Here is a 19,908-nt window from a genome sequence, read left to right on the forward strand (position 1 = left end):
AACACACCAGAGTACTGATAAATTACTTAAAAGCAGTTAAGATGTTGGCATAGCACCCATTTAATAGAAGGCTTGAGTAGAAAATGAGCAAAGGGTTTATGTTGGTTTGTGATGGCAGCAATGGCGCAGGAAAAACCACCGTAATTAAGGGTATCGAAGCGCATTTGCAATCAAAAGGGTACGAAGTCGTTTTGACACGTGAGCCTGGTGGAACTGAGATTGGTGAAAAAATACGTGAGGTGATTTTAGATCCATCTACGCCACAGATGTCTGATATGACAGAACTGATGTTATTTGGTGCAGCAAGAGCACAACATATTGTAGAGAAAATTAAGCCTGCATTAGATGCGGGTAAAATAGTGATATCTGACCGGTTTGATGCCGCAACATTCAGCTTTCAACACTATGCACGTGGCATTGATTTAGAGACGATAAAAACGATCAATGATTTGGCATTAAGCGGGTTTAAGCCTGACTTGAATATTATTCTTGATTTAGATCCTAAAGTTGGCTTGCAGAGAGTTCAACAGCGTGGTGAAGGAATGGATCGACTTGAAGTTGAAAAACTAGATTTTCTCAACAGAGCGAGAGAAGGTTATTTAGCCCAAGCTGCCGCAGAGCCCGAAATATTTACCGTCATCGATGCGAGTTTTTCAAAAGATGAAGTCTTACAGCGCTGTCTTAATGCGGTAGACAACTTGTTTGAGAAAGTATGATGTACTTTTCATTAGCTGAGGCCCTTTAACATGATGTATCCATGGTTACAGGCCTTTCAACAGCATCTGCAAGCTAGTTTTTCTCAAAGACGATTTCATCATGCACAGCTTTTTTTCGGTTTAGAAGGCACAGGTAAGCGCTATTTAGCGTCAAATTTGGCTGAGGCTTTACTGTGTAATACTACTCAAAATGAGCTTAATCGTTGCGGTAGTTGTAAAAGCTGCAATTTACTCAAGGCACAAAGTCACCCTGATTTATTTACCCTTTCTGGCGAACAAAGCAGTATCGGTGTTGATGAAGTTAGAGCGTTGAATGATTTTATTTTCCATTCTGCTCAGCAGGGAGGCAACAAAGTAGTTGTAATCGAAAGAATTGAGAAAATGACGGAGTCAGCTGCAAATGCTTTGTTAAAAACGCTTGAGGAGCCGGCACTAAAGCGATATATACTGATGACATGCAACGATGTCTCAAAATTAAAAGCGACCATCTTAAGCCGCTGCAATAAAACTCAAGTAAATATCGGTGATAATCAACAGGTATCTTTTTGGCTTGAACAACAAGGAATTAACGCGTCTACACATCCATGGGCGGAAATTTTTCATAATCAGCCTTTGTTGCTGGACAAGTGGCTAAAGCAGGACTCTATGGATGAAGTAGATAATCTATGGAAAGTAGCCCATGATATTGATAGGATTTCAGATATTGCAGCCCTTGAAAATGAAATAAATAAAGATCCAAGCCTACTCAATGTTTTTAGTCGCTTTTTAATGAGCGCTTTTAAACAGCAGGTAATGAATGGTCAATTGAACTTTGTTCAGTACCAACATTGTGTGGCAAGCATTGAAACGTTCTTGTCTGACCATCATCAGGTGTTGGGGATTAACAGGACTTTGAGCCTATCGAAATTAGTTTTTGGGCTCCAGCGTGCAATAAAACAGGATTAATACAGTGCAAGAGCTATTAGTAGATATTGAAGATCAAGACGAGTTATATCGAAGTTACATGCCATTTTTGAAAAGTGGCGGTATTTTTATCAAAACGAATACTCGCTTTGATATGGGGGCGGCAGTCTCTTTGCGGATTATGTTGCCTGATGCGCTGGAGGAAGAAGAAGCAACAGGTAAAGTCGTGTGGATTACTCCGCAAGGCGCGCAAAATTCTAACCCACCTGGGATTGGTGTTAGCTTTGACACCGAGTTTGAATTATTAAATGATAAAATTGTTAAGTTGTTGGGCACCGCTCTCAACCATGACAAACCAACCTATACAATGTAAGAAGTAGTAATGATTGTAGATTCACACTGCCATTTAGACCGTTTGGAATTCGCTAAACTTAAAAGCGAACTGCCTGAAATATTGCAAAATGCCCGTGACAAACAAGTGGAACACTTTTTGTGTGTCAGCGTTACTCTTGAACAGTTCCCCGGCATGCTAAAAGTGATTGAAGGGTTTAGCGATGTTTCGGCTTCTTGCGGAGTGCATCCGCTTAACCAAGATGATGCGCTTGATAAATCACTGTTATTGGAATTGGGAAAACACGAAAAGGTAGTGGCAATTGGCGAAACAGGCCTAGATTACTATTATTCCAAAGATACACATAAAGTTCAGCAAGATAGCTTTGCAGGTCATATTGATGTGGCGAATGAACTCAATAAGCCCCTAATAATTCATACACGAGATGCGAAAAAAGATACGCTGGATATTATGAGAGCACACAACGCAGATAAGTGCGGTGGAGTGTTACATTGTTTTACGGAAGACTGGGATATGGCGAAAAAAGCGATTGATATGGGCTTTTATATCTCTATCTCGGGTATTGTGACTTTTAAAAATGCGGTTGAGCTACAAGAGGTCGTTAAACAGATCCCGCTAGATAGATTGCTAATTGAAACTGACTCGCCATATCTAGCGCCAGTTCCACATCGCGGTAAGACAAATCAGCCAGCGTATGTACAAGACGTTGCGTACTTCATATCTGATCTTAAAGGTATATCTTATAAAGAGCTTGCAACCGCTACCACCAACAATTTTTATCAGCTATTTAGCTTAGCAAAACGGAACAATGGCATTACCACAGGCTAAAATACCAACGATACTCTGCGGGCCGATGGTTCGCAGGGCAGACCCTCTAAGCATTTGCCTACAATTTGTTATTACAAAGCCGTTAGAATTGAGCGCGTCAATTGAAGGGTTGCAAATTGACTTAGAGCAGACAACAATCCGCCTCGGGGAACGGTTGTATTTGGCGTTTCTGTCACTTTCGAGCTCGGGGAAGGGGTTTCCAACGGATCAAGAGCTACGTTATAAAGTGGCTATTGATGGAAATGCTTATCAAAATGAAGCTTTGTTTTACGGTGATAGCTTCAGTTTGATAGTGCCTAAAGTATTGTCAAATGTTCTGCATGGCTCTTGCAGAAACCCACATCACCCTAGTAAAGACAGTTTGGTTGCCGCAGATAACTTTTTACAACAACGTCATCAAGCATATGAACAGCGGCCAAGTTTATTATTAATGTCTGGTGATCAGGTGTATGCGGATGATGTAGCGGGGCCCATGCTCGTTGCTATCAAACAGCTGATATCTTTGCTTGGGATCTATAGTGAGCAGCCCTTAGCATTGCCTTTACCTGAAGCATTAAAACCCCAGCTATATGCAAGAGATAAATATCTTCCAGTGGAGCCTTGGCAGAGTCGCAGCAAGTTTTCGCTTGGGTATTGGACTCGAAAAGATGAACCTCATTTTTCCAGTGTGAAAGCTGGGAATCACTTAATTAGTTTCGAAGAGTTTGTTGCTTTTTATGTCCTTAATTTCAGCTCCGCCGCTTGGCGACAGGTTAATCCATTTGAGTTTGACATTGAACAGCTATCTAAATCTCATGCACTGCAATTTGAAGCAGAAACACGCGCGCTAGAAGATTTCATATCGACTTTACCTAGGGTAGAAAGGTTGATGGCTAACGTCTCTACTCTCATGATGTTTGATGACCATGATGTTACCGATGACTGGAATCTTACGCCTAAATGGGAGCAAAACATAGCAAACTCGCTAGAAAGCAAGCGCATTGTCAATAATGGTTTGATCTCTTATTGGCTTTTTCAAGGGTTAGGAAACGATGCATTAAAAGAGACAGGATCATTAATGACCGATTTTAAAGGTGCATTAGTCGATGATGTTTGGCAGTTTTCTAAGTTTGATAAAGCAATCAACCGATTTGGTCAATGGCATTACTGCCTTGATACTTATCCAAAAGTAGTTGTACTGGATACGCGAACCCACCGCTGGCGCAGTGAGCAAGACTTCAACGAACCCAGCGGCCTGATGGATTGGGAAAGTTTGATGGAGTTGCAAGAAGTACTTATTAATCATGATAGTGTCTTGCTTGTGAGCCCCGCGCCAGTGTTTGGCGTGAAAGCCATAGAGACTATCCAAGCAATATTCAATACCTGCGGGGAGCCACTGGCTGTGGATGTGGAAAACTGGATGGCACATGAAGGGGCTGCGAAAAAGCTGATCGATATCTTCAAAAGAGAAGATACTCCCAAGGAAACCATAATATTGTCTGGTGATGTGCACTATTCATTTTGTTTTTCTGTACAAGCGCGTTTTGGCCGCCACCACAATCGAATATGGCAGCTGACAGCATCAGGCATTAAGAATGAATTTCCAAAAGGTTTACTTAATATTTTGGAAAAGCTTGATACCTGGTTATTTGCCACTTGGAGCCCTTTTAACTTATTTACCAAGCGTTGGCAGTTGGCAGTGTCAAAACACAGATCAGATTATGGTAAAGGTCGGTATTTAGTATCCGATTCAGCGATAAGTTTAATTGAACTGGAAGAAGGAAAGCTAAAAAGTTATTCGTTATTGCATGGAACTGGGGAAGTAAGCAATTTCGATTTGAATTAAAGCGCTTTACGATGAAGCGCCTAACGCAGCTTTTGCTATAGTTATTGATAAGTTTAGATACTAAGTGGCATTATATGCTGTTTAAGTTGCACTTACGAGTAATAGACAATTTGCTGGCTTCAAGCGCTTTGTTTGTGCGAGCAATGTGTATATTGGTTATTTGTGGGTTGTCCTGTGTTTCGATAGCCGGTCCTCTATTTACTGACACCTCCCAAGTTATGCGCCGTTTTGACTATGAGTCTGGTCTTAGTCAAGTTACGATAATGGCTCTGGCCGAAGATCAGCTTGGCTACATTTGGATTGGAACTCAAGCGGGACTAAACCGTTTTGATGGCCATGAATTTAAACAGTTTACAAGCAGGCAGCAAGATCCAAATGAACTGGCCGGCGCTTTTATTACTGGCCTTTGTCACAGTGGTGAAACGGTTTGGATAGGCACAAGTACTGGGTTGAGTGCCTACCATACGGTTACAGGTCGTTTTCAGAGTTTTTTAAAAGAGCATCATGACGCGATTACCTCTGACCGTGTTAAAACTCTCAGCTGTACAGGCAGTCATATAGCTGTCTCAACGGAAAATAATGACTTTTATTTAATTGACAAAGGCTCTCTTAACCCTAGCTCACTAGAGTTGAGTGGTCGCTTTATCAGCCATGTTGTTACCTACAAAAACTTAATTTATTACCTCTCTGAAGAGGGGGTGATGGCTTTCAATACGCAATCAGGTATTGGTAGCCAGCTTTTACAAGATGACTTTAAGCACATGCGTTTGAACGGTGAGCGCATATTCCTCCTATCAAAAGACAATGAACTAATTAGTTATGACACATTATACGAGCGTGTTTTGTGGCGCAGCAAAGTTGATGATCGCGTTGGGCTCGAATTAAACAAAATACATATCTCATCAGATAGCTTATTTTTGGGTACTAACTTTGGTGTTTACTTGTTTGACTTGAAAGGCAATCTCAAAAAACACTGGTTCAAACATGAGGGGCAAGGTTTAGGGCTACAAGACAACAGTATTATGTCGGTGCTGAAGGACAGCAACAGTGATTTATGGTTTGGTACCGAAACAGGAGGGTTACACTTTATTAGCCGCTTGAGCGAAAATTTTGGTCATGTGAGTGCTTACAATTATCCTGATAGCCCTTTGCAAGAGCCAGATATTCGAAACTTTTCATTAGATATACAGGATAGACTTTGGCTCGCAACGTCTTCTGGACTGTACTTTTTTGACGGTTCAGGGTTTAAAGCTGCACAAGAAGAATATGCGCAGTTGTCGATACTGGCAAATGCCTTTATTACCAAGTTGCACATTCAGAACAAATATATGTGGCTAACAACCCGTGGTTTGGGCGTGTTTCGACTGGACTTAGATAATGGAGAGCTACTGAATCTCGCGCCTGATGTTGGCAAAGGCCCAGAACTTAGTTTCAATGATGTGGTTTCATATCGGGACAGAGTATTGGTTAGCTCGAGGACGATGGGGTTATTGTTCTTTAATGAGGCAACTCAAGAGCTTGAGTCTTATTTAAAAGTACCAAATGCACCAAACCATGTATCATCAATTATTCCATATGGCGATGGGCTTTTGTTTGGCAGTATTGGGGACGGGTTGTTCAAATATGAAGAAGGGCAATTAGAACAGCTAACGATTGCAGACGGATTAGTGTCCGATATTGTATTTATGTTACAAGAAGATAGTTATGGCCGCGTTTGGGTAGGGAGTGAGTCCGGTGTTTCAGTCGTCAACTCTAGCTTTTCAGTAACTAAAATTATTAAAAAATCTGATGGACTGACGAATGGTGCTGTTTGGGCATTGATATATGATGGACAAGATCACGTGTGGCTGGGCTCAAGTGGAGGTTTATCACGAGTTAATATTCACGATTTTAAAATAGATAATTTCCTGCCAGTTGATGGTGTACAAGGGAACGAATTCAACTATAACGCAAGTTGGTTGTCGCCTGATGGCAGAGTGTTTATTGGTGGCTCTAAAGGATTTAATCAGTTCTATCCTAAGCAAATTAAAATCGCACCAACAAGCCGGCCTCTTTTAGTATCTAGTATTGAGTTACTGGGTAATGAACTTCATCCTTCTACCGATGAAGAGCTGAAGTTAGCGCCAGAATTAACAACGCGAATTGAGTTAAACCATAATCAAGATATTTTATCTTTGCATTATTCGAGCTTAGATTATGGTTCTGAAGGGCTGCGTTTTTATTATCGTATAGTCGGGCTAAGTGAGAAATGGTTGAAGCTTGCAGATGGCGTTAGGCAAATAAACTTGCTTAAGCTCAACCCTGGGAAGTATCAAGTACAAACTTACACAATAAATCGGTTTAACCAAGTATCTCCTACGCATCTATTCGATATTTTGATCCATGCGCCGTGGTGGTGGAATGATTTCACAAAAGCAGCTTATATACTGACCTTTGCCTTAGCATTTTATATTTGGATAAGACAAAGACAAAAGCGCTTCCAACAGGTTGTTAGCGACAACCAAATTATGAATGAATTACAAGAGCGGTTAGAGCTCTCTTTATGGGCAAGCCAAGATGAGCTTTGGGATTGGCACATCGAAACAGGCAAAATCTATCGTCATAGTGTTAAGCCCCGAATCGATTACGGTGAATGCAGATCGAGGATGGCAGTGATTGATGCCATGCAATTTATACACCCTAAAGATTGCGTTGCTTGGGAAGAAAAGTTAGATGCGTGTTTAGAAGGTGATGAAGATACCTATGAAATAGCGATACGCGTTAAAACAGTGGATGGTGATTGGACATGGGTGCTTGAAAGAGGCAAGGTGGTCAGTCGCGACAGTCACGGAAAGGTAATGCGGGTCGCAGGAGCTCTCAAAGACATTGCTGAATTAAAAGCACATCAAAACGCGTTGCAATCACTTAATGAAGAGTTGGAAATTAAGGTTGCAGTACGTACGGACGAATTGTATCGCAAAAACCAAAAGCTAGAACAAGCAATGATGGAGTTAAAGCGCACACAACAAGAGTTGATAGAAAGCGAAAAAATGGCATCTCTTGGAAATGTCGTTGCTGGTATTGCGCATGAGATTAATACACCTTTAGGTATTTCCATAACTGCCATTTCGTATAACGAAGAAAGCTTGAAGCAGATTTCTACAAAACTCGAAAATCAAACCTTAAAACAATCTGAGCTTGAGCAGTCCATCAACGAACAGAGAGAAGGTTATCAACTGATGAATCGCAACCTTGATAGGGCGAGAGAGCTTATTAGTAATTTTAAGCAAGTGGCGGTAGACCACTCTAGTGAGGTACAGCGAGATATCAATGTAAAGGAATATGTAGAGGACGTGTTTAGCTCGCTAGCACCGCTGGCAAAAGGTAAAAATATCACCTTAAGAATAAATGGTGATGAGAGCATTGATGTAAATACGTATCCGGGTGCAATTTACCAAATACTCACAAATTTGTATAACAACTCAATGATTCATGGTTTCGAGCATAAAGAAAAAGGAACAGTTCAAGTTAGCTTACAGCTATTAGAAGGTGCTTGGACGTTAATTTACAAGGATGACGGTATCGGGATGTCCGATAGCAGCCTCACCACTTTGTTTGATCCTTTTGTTACGACTAAACGCAGTCAGGGTGGGTGCGGGCTAGGCATGCATATTGTTTATAATTTAGTTACGCAGTTGCTTAAAGGGGAAATTTCAGCTTGGTCAAAACCAGAAAAAGGATTAGAAGTTAAAATAAAAGTACCATATATAAAAGCAGCAAGCTCAGTTAAAGCTAAAGAAGCATGACATAGGGTTTGAATGACAAAAAATATAGCGAGTCACATATAAAAAACCGCCTAATCTAAGGCGGTTTTTTATATTCAAAGTGCTGTTACATCACTCGCATGCCTGGCTCAGAACCTTCGTCAGGGTTAAGGATGTAAATCTCCTTACCACCAGGCCCTGCTGCTAGCACCATGCCTTCGGATAAACCAAAGCGCATCTTACGTGGTTTTAGGTTAGCAACCATTACAGTCAGTTTGCCTTCAATATCCTCAGGTGCATAAGCAGACTTAATACCTGCAAACACTTGACGTGTTTCTCCACCTAAATCTAATGTGAGCTTTAAGAGTTTTTCCGCGCCTTCCACATGTTCTGCTTTTGCAATTTTAGCGACACGCAAATCGACTTTTGCGAAATCGTTAAACTCGATTTCATCGGCGATTGGCTCCTTGGCAAGCGGGCTGTTCGGGTCAATTGCTGGCTTTGCTGCTTCTAAGCTCTCTTTTGAAGCTTCTACCATTGCATTTACTTTGTCTAAGTCAACACGTTGCATTAGCGCCTTGAACTTATTAATTTGGTGACCTTTAAGTGGCTCACTCACAGAATCCCATTTAAGTTCTGTTGCAAGGAACTGCTCAACATTGGCACTCATACCCGGAAGAACAGGCTTCAAGTAGGTGAGTATTACTTTGAACATGTTTAGACCAAGAGAGCAAACTTGATGTGCACGTTCTTGCGTTGCTTCATCTTTGATTAAAACCCATGGCGCTTCAGCGTCAATAAACTGATTCGCTTTGTCTGCAAGGGTCATGATTTCACGAATTGCACGACTGTACTCGCGGTTTTCATAATGTGTCGCAATTGTTTCAGAGACTGCCGTAAACTCAGCTAACAAAGCTTCGTCCATCACACTGTCGCTTAACTTGCCTGCAAACTTTTTAGTAATAAAACCTGCACAACGACTGGCAATATTAACTACTTTACCAACGAGATCAGAATTTACACGTTGTGCAAAGTCTTCCAAGTTTAGGTCTAGATCCGTAATGCCGCTATTTAGCTTAGCCGCGTAGTAATAGCGCAAGTATTCTGGGTCAAGGTGTTCAAGATACGTCCTAGCCTTAATAAACGTGCCCTTTGACTTTGACATTTTCGCGCCATTGACCGTTACGAAGCCATGTGCAAATACGTTTGTTGGTTTTCTGAATTCAGCACCTTCAAGCATTGCAGGCCAAAATAGGCTGTGAAAATAAATGATGTCTTTACCGATAAAGTGATAAAGCTCAGCATCGGAGTCTTTGCCCCAGAAGCTATCAAAGTCGATACCACTTTTATCGCATAAGTTTTTAAAGCTCGCCATGTAGCCAATTGGCGCATCTAGCCATACATAAAAGTATTTGCCAGGGGCACCCGGGATCTCAAAGCCAAAGTAGGGAGCATCACGGCTGATATCCCACTGCTGTAAACCTTCAGCAAACCACTCTTCAAGTTTGTTAGCCATTTCCGCTTGTAAACTACCTGAATGAAGCCACTCTTTAAGCATGCCCTCAAATGCAGGTAAATCGAAGAAAAAGTGCTCAGAATCTTTTAGTACAGGTGTTGCACCTGACATTGCAGATTTAGGGTTTTTTAGCTCTGTAGGGCTATAAGTCGCACCACACGCGTCACAACTGTCGCCATTTTGGTCTTCTGCATCGCAAGTAGGGCAAGTACCGGTAACAAAACGATCCGGTAGGAAGATGTTTTTCTCAGGGTCAAAAAGCTGTGAGATAGTGCGCTTTTTAATATGCCCTTTGTCGTTTAAGCGAGTATAGATAAGCTCACTCAATGCTTTATTTTCTTCGCTGTGTGTGCTGTGGTAATTGTCAAAAACGATATTGAAATCAGCAAAGTCACGCTGTCTTTCAATACTTACGTTTTTAACCATTTCTTCAGGTGTAATGCCCTGTTTCTGAGCATTCAACATGATAGGAGTACCATGAGCGTCATCCGCACATACATAGTATGCTTCGTGGCCGCGCATTTTTTGGAAGCGAGACCATACATCGGTTTGAATATATTCTAATAAATGCCCTAAATGTGTTGGGCCATTTGCATACGGTAATGCACTGGTAATGAGAATTTTTCTCTTTGTCATAGTTTTCCCATGGATTTCTTGCCGCATTGACTAATACCAATTAAAGCTGTGTACCAATTTTCATGGTTGAATTTAGTACTGTTTTGCCCCTTAACTGGAATATGCCCTCTTAACGCGAATTTGACTGGTCTTAATGAACTGAATGTTACATAATTCCAGCGTTATTTTCACCACCTGATGGCGTTTTATTTGTATGTTTGGTATCAAGAGTTTGTTCAGCAAAGAAGATCCGGTCGAAAAGCAGATTATTGAGCTTTTAAGCGGCTACAGAAGTGCGATTTTTCCGATGGGTATTCAGTCTGAGTGGATTAAGCAAACGAATAAAGAAAGTGATTGCTGGCAAGTACGTATTGAGTTGCCGTTTGCTGCACGATCACAAACCGCGCTTATTCAGAGTTACTTGGCGGAACATCTTAAAGTTACCACAAATATTGTGTTAGATACGCAACTTCCCGAGGCCTATAAGTTCAAAAAAATTAAGCATATAATCTTAGTTGCTTCAGGGAAAGGTGGGGTAGGAAAGTCTACAACAGCTGTAAATTTTGCATTGGCTCTTCAATCCCAAGGGGCAAATGTTGGTTTGTTGGATGCTGATATTTACGGGCCTTCGATCCCTTCATTACTCGGTCTAGTGGGTGAACAGCCTACAGCAAAAGATGATAAAATGCTTAATCCAATGGAAAAGTATGGGCTGAAGAGCATGTCCATTGGTTACTTGGTGCCTGCAGAAAACGCTACTGTGTGGCGCGGTCCTATGGCTTCTCAAGCACTTAATCAGTTACTGAACGAAACGGACTGGGGCGATTTAGATTATTTGATAGTCGATATGCCACCAGGTACGGGAGACATTCAGTTAACAATGACTCAAAAGCTGCCGGCAAGCGGTGCGGTTATTGTAACCACTCCTCAGGATTTAGCCTTGGCTGACGCGCAAAAAGGCATCGCGATGTTTTCACAGGTCAACCTGCCCATAATTGGGCTTGTTGAAAATATGAGCTTTTTTAACTGTACTCATTGTGGGGAAAAAAATCATTTGTTTGGTCAAGATGGCGGGAACCAGCTCGCCGCCCGCCATGGTGTGCCACTATTAGCAGAAATTCCTTTGGATGTGAACATACGTGAAGAGTCTGAACGTGGTGCTAACTTCATTGAAAACGCTTCTCCAATAACTGAGCATTATACATATTGTGCACAGCTAGTAAGCAGCATGCTATTCCTACAATCACATGAGAACCAAGGCGTAAAAATCGTCGTTACTGACGATTAATAGCTGCTCAACTTTCAAATACGGTATTATTTTTCTAATAAACTGGTAAATATTCATTGAGCTTCCATACTTGAATCATGAAACTGTCAGTTGTGGGCCATGTACCTGTGTTACTGTATAAAAAATGCAATATGTATTTTTTATTATAGGTACTTATACTGAGTAAACTGACTGTAATGTAAGCTAGGGTTAATCACTTACTCAAGGAGGTGGGTATGTGGTTTTTAACAGTAAAGCTGTCTGCGATTCTCTTGTTGGTAAGCTGCTTTAATGCAAATGCAGAGCTGCAAAACTATCATATTGAACGTTTAACTGACACGTCTAACCAGCTGTCAATTGATGCTGTTATTGATCGAAAAGACCAGTTCAGTAAGATAAATACGAAAGCCAAGTTTCACAAAGGCGAAACGGTTTGGGTTAAGGTAAGTAGCCAAGCAAGTTCTGATCAACTAGTCGCGATAACAAGTCCAATAGAGGGGCATGTTAAGCTGTACCGGGTTGTCCAAGGTGCTGTCGTCAACTATGAGCTTGTTTCACCGGTTTTCGGTTATACATCTGCCGAGCAAAGTATACTTCCTCACCAGTCTATTATTGAAAATGGAAAATACTCAGAAGTGTATATTCAAGTATATGCAAAGTATAATGGCATACTCTCTTTATCAATAATGTCCCCTGAAGAATATCGGAATGTTTTAAATAAACGGCTATTTATTTTAGGTGCGAGCAGCGGAGTACATTACTTCATTGCCTTTTTTGTTTTTTTAATGGCAATTGGGCAATCGCGCAAGGGGCTTGGTGCGCTTGGCGCCTATTTTGTGTGTATTAGCCTACAAAGCGGCGTATACAATGGCGCTAACATGTTGTTGTTTCCCAGTGAATTGATAAGCTATTTTGCGACGTTTCATAGCCAGATATTTTTATTGTCGCTGATTTTTGCGATTATATTCCTCTACTTCTTCATGATCGAAAAGCGGGCAGACAATCGGTATACCAAACTTGCCACGGCTTCTATTTGGTTTATTGCCGCACTAGCTGTCTTAATCGCGCCTCTTAACGCTCAAAATTCCCTTGTTTTCCATGCTATTGCAAGTTTAATTTGTTGCGCTTTGTATGCCGTCGTACTCAAGAGCCAATATACAGAGCATAAAGATGAAGTTTTAGTGTTAGCCCTTACTTGGTTGCCAATTTTTGTGTTGAAAGCCTCTATCTTTGTTAATCAATTTGGATTTTTTTGGCCAGTCGATGAGTCACTCTTAAGTCATCTCTTGATTACCCTTCATGTTGTTATGCTTGCGTGCTATTTGTACTGGCATGATAAAAATAAAAAAAGGCGATTAATGTTTTATGCAACGCATGACAAAGATACGGGTGCACCAAATAGCTATATGTTGCAGCAAAGCTTAGAAGCGTTAGACAAAGCAAATAAGCCACATACATTACTGCTCTTTAGACCGCTGGTTTTACAGACGATTCGTTTGAATATGGGCTGGAATTACGCAAACTCACATCTTCGAAAGCTACTTAGCAAAGTGGGGAAACAACTCGATACGTATGGAAATGTTGTGATAGTGGAAGACATAAAAAGCCATACTTCGATTTATCGACTTGACGACTCCCTCTTTGCGGTTGTTTTAATTGGTAAGTTTGAGTTGAGTCAGATAGAGCAGTTTGTTTGCGTGTTGTCAGCGAGTTTTGAAGAAGGCATAGATTTTGGTGGCGATCTATTAGTAGACCAACTTGAGATAGGTGTAGCAAGTAATCCGATCCACGCATCCAGTGCTGACTCTATTATCCAATGTGCAATGCAAGCTATGGCGGCAAAGCCTGTAGGGACAAACAAATGGCAGTTATTTGATTTTGGGAATTCCATTGTGTCTCAGAGACGCATAAAAATAGCTTCTGCCTTGAAAGTCGCAATTGAACGCGAACAACTGAGCTTATATTTACAGCCACAGCTGCACTTAAAGTCGGGTCGTGTATATGGTGCTGAGGCTTTATTAAGGTGGCATCATCCTGAGCTCGGTATCATTCCGCCAAGCGAGTTTATTCCGATAGCTGAGTCTTCGGGGATTATTTATGAATTGACCGAATGGGTTATCGAGCGCGGATTAAAGCAACAAGCTGATTTGGTCAAATTGTTACCCTCTCATCACCTCTCCTTGAATATATCTGGCCGTGATGTTGGGCGCAAGGAATTAACAGTGCAGTTAATTGAATTGATAAACCAATATAAATTGCTGCCTGGGCAACTTGTGTTAGAAGTGACAGAGTCTGCAACCGTAGAAAACGAAACAACGCTATGTGATAGTCTCGCCGACTACCGCAGTATCGGTATTAAAGTAGCGATTGACGACTTTGGTACGGGCTATTCCTCACTCGCTTACCTCAGTCAACTCGGGTTTGACAAATTAAAAGTGGATAAGCGTTTTGTCATGGACCTTGAAAGCTCTAAAACAAATCAAACAATATGCAAAGCTACTTGCGATATGGCACATAGTTTGGGATCTGTAGTGGTAGCTGAGGGCGTCGAAAGTGAAGGCAGTTACCGACAGTTGCAAAGCTTTGAGTGTGACATCGGCCAAGGTTACTTTATCTCACGACCTCTACCATTTGACGACTATAAATTGTGGCTACAAAGAATGACACAAGTTGAAGATGTTATTCATTACTTAACATCTTGAAGAGTGTTGTGTGCTTGTAAGTTTTCTAAACAATTAGACAAGGCTTCGGCAAGTGGCATGAGTTCTATCGGTTTTGATAATACATCCTGCATACCTGCCAGCTCATAAGCAGCTTTGTCGTCTGCAGAAGTGTTTCCCGTGAGTGCTACAATATGTGCGTGATTTGGCAGTAGCTTCTTTTTAATTAAATTTCTGGCTGTTGTTAAGCCATCCATGACTGGCATAATACTGTCCATAAATACTAAGTCATATGATTTAGTAGCGCACTTTTGCAATGCGATTTCGCCATTACTTGCGAAGTCAGAGGTGACATTGAATTTTTGCAAAAATGCTTCCATCACTTTTTGGTTTATCTCATTATCTTCGACCACAAGCACAGTCAACTTAGATGCATCAAATGCTTCGCACTGAATTGTATCATCGTGCGTGTTTATTGAAGCGTTTGTAAAGGGGATTGATACTTTGAATCGACTACCTTCACCGAGCGTACTCTGCACTTCAATTTGTCCATTCATAACTTCAATTAACTCTTTTACGATGGACATGCCAAGACCGGTACCACCGTAACGACTCCCAATATCTTCTTCACCCTGTTTAAAAGGTTGAAATAAAGTTGCAAGGCTAGTTTGTGACATGCCAATCCCTGAGTCAGAGACAATGACATGAAGTACAATGCCCGTATTCGTATTGTGAGTGTGAACTGACAGCTTTATTTTACCCTGAGATGTAAATTTAAGTGAGTTGCTCAACAAATTCGTAATTATCTGGTTGAGCCTTACAGAGTCGCAAAGTATGGTGCATCCACGGGTGAGGTTTATATCAGCTTCGAATTGAACATTTGGTTCTTCAATAAGCTGCTTGTACAGCTCGACAATATCGGAAATAACAATTGATAAATCCGTTGGGTGAGGAGATAGGCTCAGCCCCTCTTGAGAGATTTTAGAAAAATCGAGTACTTCATTCACTAAGCCAAGTAATATGTCTGCGCTACGCAGGGCAAGTTGCACATTCTCTGTTCTTTTGTCTGCGTTTTGTTCATCAAGTGAGTTTATCAGTAGTCCAGATATCCCATTTAGTGGTGTACGCATCTCATGACTTATTTTTGATAAGAAGTGACTTCTTTCGTCAAGGAGCATCTCGGCTTCTTTGCGCTGAGCTTTTAAAGTTTCTCTTAACTCTACGGATTGGGTGATGTCTTGAACTGAGCCGAATAAGCTAACGCATTTATCCTCATTAAATTGTGCTTCGCCATGACAAGATACCCAAATATGTCTGCGATTTTTAGTGACAACTTCGAGTTCAATCTCCCAAGGCGTGCCACTATTAATGGCGTCTGCAAGGGCATTAGAGAATTTTTGCCGACAATTTGCTTTTTCAAAAAAAGAAAGCCACTTATCTAAAGTTGGCTTTTCATGCGTATAAACATCATGGATAAACTTAGTTTGGTCACTCCAAAATACTTCATTTGATTCTAGGTCAATTCTCCAACTGCCTATTGAAGCAACTTCTTCCATTTTTTGCAGAGTTTTATAGTTGTTATAAAGAACGGATTCGGCTTGGCGCCGTGCAAATTCTGAACCTAGCCACTGCGCAAAAAGCTCAACGTAATCTACGTGTTCGCATGTGAATGGTTCACTGACTTTCGCGGAAGAAAAATTCACAGTGCCTAAGGTCTTATTGCCTACACGTATCGGCGCACCTATATAAGATTCCAATTGAAAATTGGTGTAGCAAGGGTGAGTTGAAATTACGCTTTCACCAGCATGGTGAAATGAGAGAGCTTTGTTAGCCTTTAAAGTATGTGTACAGTATGTGCCTCCCAAGTCAAAGGTACATTTGGGGGTGAGGTCAGGGTTTTCAGACTCGACATATAGAATAACGTAATTGCTTCCTACAACTTCACTGACAATAGCAATATCAAGAGAAAAAACTTCTAAACCAAACTTAAGTAGACACTGAATTTTTTCATCGGTTGAAAGTGCTTGATCCGAAACGATGGTGTGAAATTGCCTTAAAAAACTCAATTTGTGGTCCCTCTACTAGTGCCTATATTATTGATGGCATTTGCGTTCAGCACGGTTTGTATTAATCATATAGTATATTAATAGAATAACGTTGCAATCAGGTAATTTATTATCGCTATAGTGTTGTTAGGGTTTTACGCGTAAATATATAGTCTAAATTTGCTGTGAATGTAATACATTGCCCAGAGATTGAAAGTAGCAAATTAGCTTTTGAGCTATGTCGCTACGTTCACCTGTTAAAGGAAAGCCACCAGAGCGTTCAAGTTTGGAATGTATCACATCAGAGACTAAAAACTCGTTTTCAATTTCTTTTTGATACGCAATTGTGCACTCAAATGCCCGTGCTGTTAATTCTTCGGGCAGGCTGTAGTATAGGCGTCCTAGTTGTTTGTCCAAACTCATTGAGCGAGTAAAAAAGTTGCTAGGCTGCTCGCCATTTTCACTCAGCAGGACGGACTTATATACATGATTGAGCTTTTGATTAAGTGGGTGACTGATGTTAGGAGATGTTTTTAGCCACATGGAAGACGCGAAATCGGTTGGGCTACAATGTTCAAACAAGTGTTTGCAAATGTAATGATCAAAAGCATGCCACCACTCGTGTGCCAGAGCACCTGCACCTGCATTTTTTGCTAGAGCAAGCGTCCTTCTATCTGGTTCATAATGAGCTTGAACACCTTTTTGACCTCGGCTACCAAAAGCTAAATTTAACGTGTTTCTTAATCCAATAGCTTTTGGTGGAATAGCTAATATTTGAGCGAGATCGGCCAATGCATCATAAATAAGATTTGCTGCGACATGTTGCTCATTTTTAGTAACCCAATGACCTAAAATGATAGTTTTAAAACCAAATGTGGTTTTAATTTCATCGAAACACACTTGATCCCCAAATCTATAGTCTGGGCCTGTGCGACTAAATTGTCTATTCAGTCGAGTCGTCATTATCTAAGTACCGAGCTTTCACATGTTCTGGCATGAATTTGGTTTGTTCGAATATCATACCTTCGAGCAAAGTATACAAAGGCGTAGTATCGAGGGCATCGTAAGCACTCAAAAAGTAAGCGCAGGCCTCTAATGTAGAGAGGCTATATTGTTGTTCCGCTTTGCGTATTTTGTATTGGTTTGCAGGTGGGCTGTTGAAGGAAACCTGAGGTAACTCTTTGAGCCAAGGATTTAACATGGCCAGTTTGTGTGCTTTTTTCCAAGTACCATCCAACACAAATAAATAGTCTATTTGAGTTTGGTCCGGTTTAATATCTTCGACAGCGAGGGCATCTTCTCCTGGGTATAAAAGTGCACACTTATTCTGTCTAGCAATTTCTTGTGCTTGTTCAAAGTCACTAGGTGCTTCACCTACAAAGACTTGTATGTTTTTTAACTGTAAACTAAGTAGCCTCACTGTATTTTTAGCTGTGGTGAGTTCACTCGGATGTTGTAAGACCACAACGTGTGTTTTATTACAGATCGGCTCAGAAATATGTGAGCAGACACATGTTTTTACAGAAAAGTGGCAAATTTTACAGGTACTTCTTTTCATAAAGGGTAAGTGCGAGTTAAAGTGCTCGTTATATTAACATATTTTTGTGGTTATCTTTGCCCTTGCAGCGACTCTTAGCTAGCATATAGTTATGAAAGGGTGTGTACGGGTCTACTACTGTAAAGGATTTTTATGAGCACTATAATTGACGAAACCTGCTTGGACAACATGCAGTCTCTTTTGGGTGATCAGTTTATTGATACTTTGGAATTTTGCTTATCAGAGTTTGAACGACTTGAAAGTGAAGTCAGAATGACGATTGACTCTGATTTAGAGGCTGCAACGAGAAATGCGCACAGCTTGAAGTCAAATGCAGCACAATTTGGCGCAATGAGCTTATCTGACGTTGCAAGAGAAATAGAAATGGCATTACTCGCCAACGAAGTTGATAAGGCAAAAGCGCAGGTTGATAAATTAACTGAACAAGTAGTTGCTTCCAAAGCAAAACTACAGCAGTGGCTCACTTCTAGCGTGTAAGCCTCTCAAATTTGCTTCCCAAACCTTGTAATTATTCACCTTGTAAAGGCCAGAGTCTAGAAAGACTATGGCCAAAGTCCTCTCTTTCATAAAAATCATCTAATTTGTAGACATTTAGCTCAGATAGGCGCTTTAAAATTATCTGTGTAATGGGTATGCTAGCCAAGGAGTGGGGAGATGAAATATGAATAAAATAAATAAAAGTAATAAGTTAACGGGTGTTTGTTACGACATACGAGGACCTGTGCTGAGCCAAGCACAAAAAATGGAAGATGAGGGTGTCAAAGTACTTAAACTGAATATAGGTAACCCAGCTGCATTTGGCTTTGATATGCCAGAAGATATGCACCGAGATATCATTCGAAATCTTCGTCAAGGGCAGGGCTATTGTGATTCAAAAGGGCTTTACTCAGCAAGAGTCGCAGTTTATCAATACTATCAGCAAAAAGACTTCCCTAACTTGAGTGTCGATAATATTTTCATTGGCAACGGCGTGAGTGAGCTGATTCAGATGGTGACTCAAGCGTTGCTAAATGACGGTGACGAAGTGCTGATACCGGCACCAGATTATCCTCTGTGGACGGCTTCAGTTAGACTCGCGGGTGGCTCTCCTGTGCACTATATGTGTGATGAATGCGCGGATTGGTTTCCTGATTTGGCGGATATTCGTGAAAAAGTGACCAGTAAAACTAAAGCGCTAGTACTGATAAACCCAAACAACCCGACAGGCTCGGTTTACAGTAAAGAGCTTCTTGAAGGGTTACTTGATATTGCAAGAGAACACAATTTATTAGTGTTAAGTGATGAAATTTACGAGAAAATTCTATTTGATGATGCGGAACATTTTTCAGTTGGTTCGCTTTGTGACGATTTGCCGATAATTACCTTTAACGGGCTGGCGAAAACATATCGGGCCGCAGGTCTTAGAATGGGATGGATGGTCGCCAGTGGCAGGGTGTCGGCAATGCGTGATTTAATGGAAGGGTTAAACATGCTCGCCTCAATGCGTTTGTGTGCAAATGTGCCTGCTCAGTTTGCAATTCAGCAAGCATTAGGAGGTGTACAGTCGATAGACGACTTATTGCTGCCTGGGGGGCGATTGTATGAGCAGAGAAATATTGCGTGGCAAGGATTAAATGATATCCAGGGGATCTCATGCGTTAAACCAAAAGGGGCCTTGTATGCATTTGCTAAGGTTGATACCAAACATTTTAATGTAAAGAATGACGAACTAATGATGCTAGACCTATTGCGAGAAGAGAAGATACTTCTTGTTCACGGTCGAGCATTTAATTGGCCATCACCAGATCATTTTAGATTGGTGTTTTTGCCTCACAAAGATGATCTCGAACCAGCATTACAATCCATGAAACGATTCTTTGATAACTATCGACAATAGATGA

General features: G+C 41.0%; 14 protein-coding genes. 10 read left to right on the forward strand and 4 right to left on the reverse strand.

From position 1 onward, the window contains the following. Nucleotides 1-83 precede the first annotated feature (83 nt). The 6 genes from tmk (at nt 84) to N475_RS20205 (ending at nt 8,409) form a co-directional block, all read left to right on the forward strand. Nucleotides 84-716, forward strand: coding sequence for a dTMP kinase (tmk, locus tag N475_RS20180; RefSeq protein WP_063365847.1), 633 nt, complete (start codon nt 84-86; stop codon nt 714-716). Between the two features lie 30 nt (nt 717-746). Beyond that, nucleotides 747-1,661 carry a DNA polymerase III subunit delta' gene (holB, locus tag N475_RS20185; RefSeq protein WP_063356435.1) on the forward strand — a complete coding sequence of 305 codons (915 nt, stop codon included), beginning with the start codon at nt 747-749 and terminating at the stop codon, nt 1,659-1,661. A 4-nt stretch (nt 1,662-1,665) separates the two neighbouring features. Beyond that, nucleotides 1,666-1,992 (forward strand): PilZ domain-containing protein, encoded by a 327-nt coding sequence (locus N475_RS20190; RefSeq protein ID WP_063356434.1) that lies wholly within the window; start codon nt 1,666-1,668, stop codon nt 1,990-1,992. 9 nt (nt 1,993-2,001) lie between these two features. Further along, entirely contained in the window at nt 2,002-2,799 is a 798-nt protein-coding gene (locus N475_RS20195) for a TatD family hydrolase (protein WP_063356433.1), read from the forward strand. Continuing rightward, on the forward strand, nt 2,780-4,624 hold the full coding sequence (locus N475_RS20200) for a metallophosphoesterase family protein (RefSeq protein ID WP_063365848.1): 1,845 nt from the start codon (nt 2,780-2,782) through the stop codon (nt 4,622-4,624). Before N475_RS20195 ends, N475_RS20200 begins: the two co-directional genes overlap by 20 nt. Before the next feature lie 74 nt (nt 4,625-4,698). Next, entirely contained in the window at nt 4,699-8,409 is a 3,711-nt protein-coding gene (locus N475_RS20205) for a sensor histidine kinase (protein WP_227008414.1), read from the forward strand. A gap of 85 nt (nt 8,410-8,494) precedes the next feature. On the opposite strand, the gene metG is transcribed toward N475_RS20205, so the two are convergent. After that, nucleotides 8,495-10,519: a methionine--tRNA ligase gene (gene metG / locus N475_RS20210; RefSeq protein ID WP_063356431.1), complete on the reverse strand. Its 2,025-nt coding sequence runs from the start codon at nt 10,517-10,519 to the stop codon at nt 8,495-8,497. 193 nt (nt 10,520-10,712) lie between these two features. Here metG and apbC point away from each other — a divergent pair, with 193 nt between their 5' ends. Next, the gene (apbC, locus tag N475_RS20215; RefSeq protein ID WP_063365849.1) at nt 10,713-11,786 is read left to right on the forward strand and encodes an iron-sulfur cluster carrier protein ApbC; all 1,074 of its coding nucleotides are present in this window, start codon (nt 10,713-10,715) and stop codon (nt 11,784-11,786) included. 215 nt (nt 11,787-12,001) lie between these two features. Further along, nucleotides 12,002-14,467, forward strand: a complete 2,466-nt coding sequence (locus tag N475_RS20220) for an EAL domain-containing protein (RefSeq protein WP_063365850.1) — start codon at nt 12,002-12,004, stop codon at nt 14,465-14,467. Here N475_RS20220 and N475_RS20225 read toward each other — a convergent pair. The 3 genes from N475_RS20225 to N475_RS20235 all read right to left on the reverse strand — a co-directional run bounded on the left by N475_RS20225 (nt 14,452) and on the right by N475_RS20235 (nt 18,028). Continuing rightward, a complete protein-coding gene (locus N475_RS20225; RefSeq protein WP_063365851.1) occupies nt 14,452-16,491 on the reverse strand; it encodes a hybrid sensor histidine kinase/response regulator in 2,040 nt (679 codons plus the stop codon). The two genes, N475_RS20220 and N475_RS20225, sit on opposite strands and share 16 nt — an antisense overlap. A gap of 153 nt (nt 16,492-16,644) precedes the next feature. Next, nucleotides 16,645-17,433, reverse strand: a complete 789-nt coding sequence (locus N475_RS20230) for a CLCA_X family protein (protein ID WP_081215880.1) — start codon at nt 17,431-17,433, stop codon at nt 16,645-16,647. After that, complete coding sequence (locus N475_RS20235; protein ID WP_063356426.1) at nt 17,414-18,028, reverse strand: tRNA-uridine aminocarboxypropyltransferase; 615 nt, start codon at nt 18,026-18,028, stop codon at nt 17,414-17,416. The genes N475_RS20230 and N475_RS20235 overlap by 20 nt, the downstream gene beginning before the upstream one ends. Nucleotides 18,029-18,160: 132 nt before the next feature. On the opposite strand from N475_RS20235, the gene N475_RS20240 reads away from it, so the two are divergent. Next, complete coding sequence (locus N475_RS20240) at nt 18,161-18,505, forward strand: Hpt domain-containing protein (protein ID WP_063356425.1); 345 nt, start codon at nt 18,161-18,163, stop codon at nt 18,503-18,505. A gap of 184 nt (nt 18,506-18,689) precedes the next feature. After that, nucleotides 18,690-19,904 carry a pyridoxal phosphate-dependent aminotransferase gene (locus N475_RS20245; protein ID WP_063356424.1) on the forward strand — a complete coding sequence of 405 codons (1,215 nt, stop codon included), beginning with the start codon at nt 18,690-18,692 and terminating at the stop codon, nt 19,902-19,904. Nucleotides 19,905-19,908: the final 4 nt, after the last annotated feature.

The sequence above is a fragment of the Pseudoalteromonas luteoviolacea DSM 6061 genome (assembly GCF_001625655.1).
GTDB classification, from domain to species: Bacteria; Pseudomonadota; Gammaproteobacteria; order Enterobacterales; family Alteromonadaceae; genus Pseudoalteromonas; species Pseudoalteromonas luteoviolacea.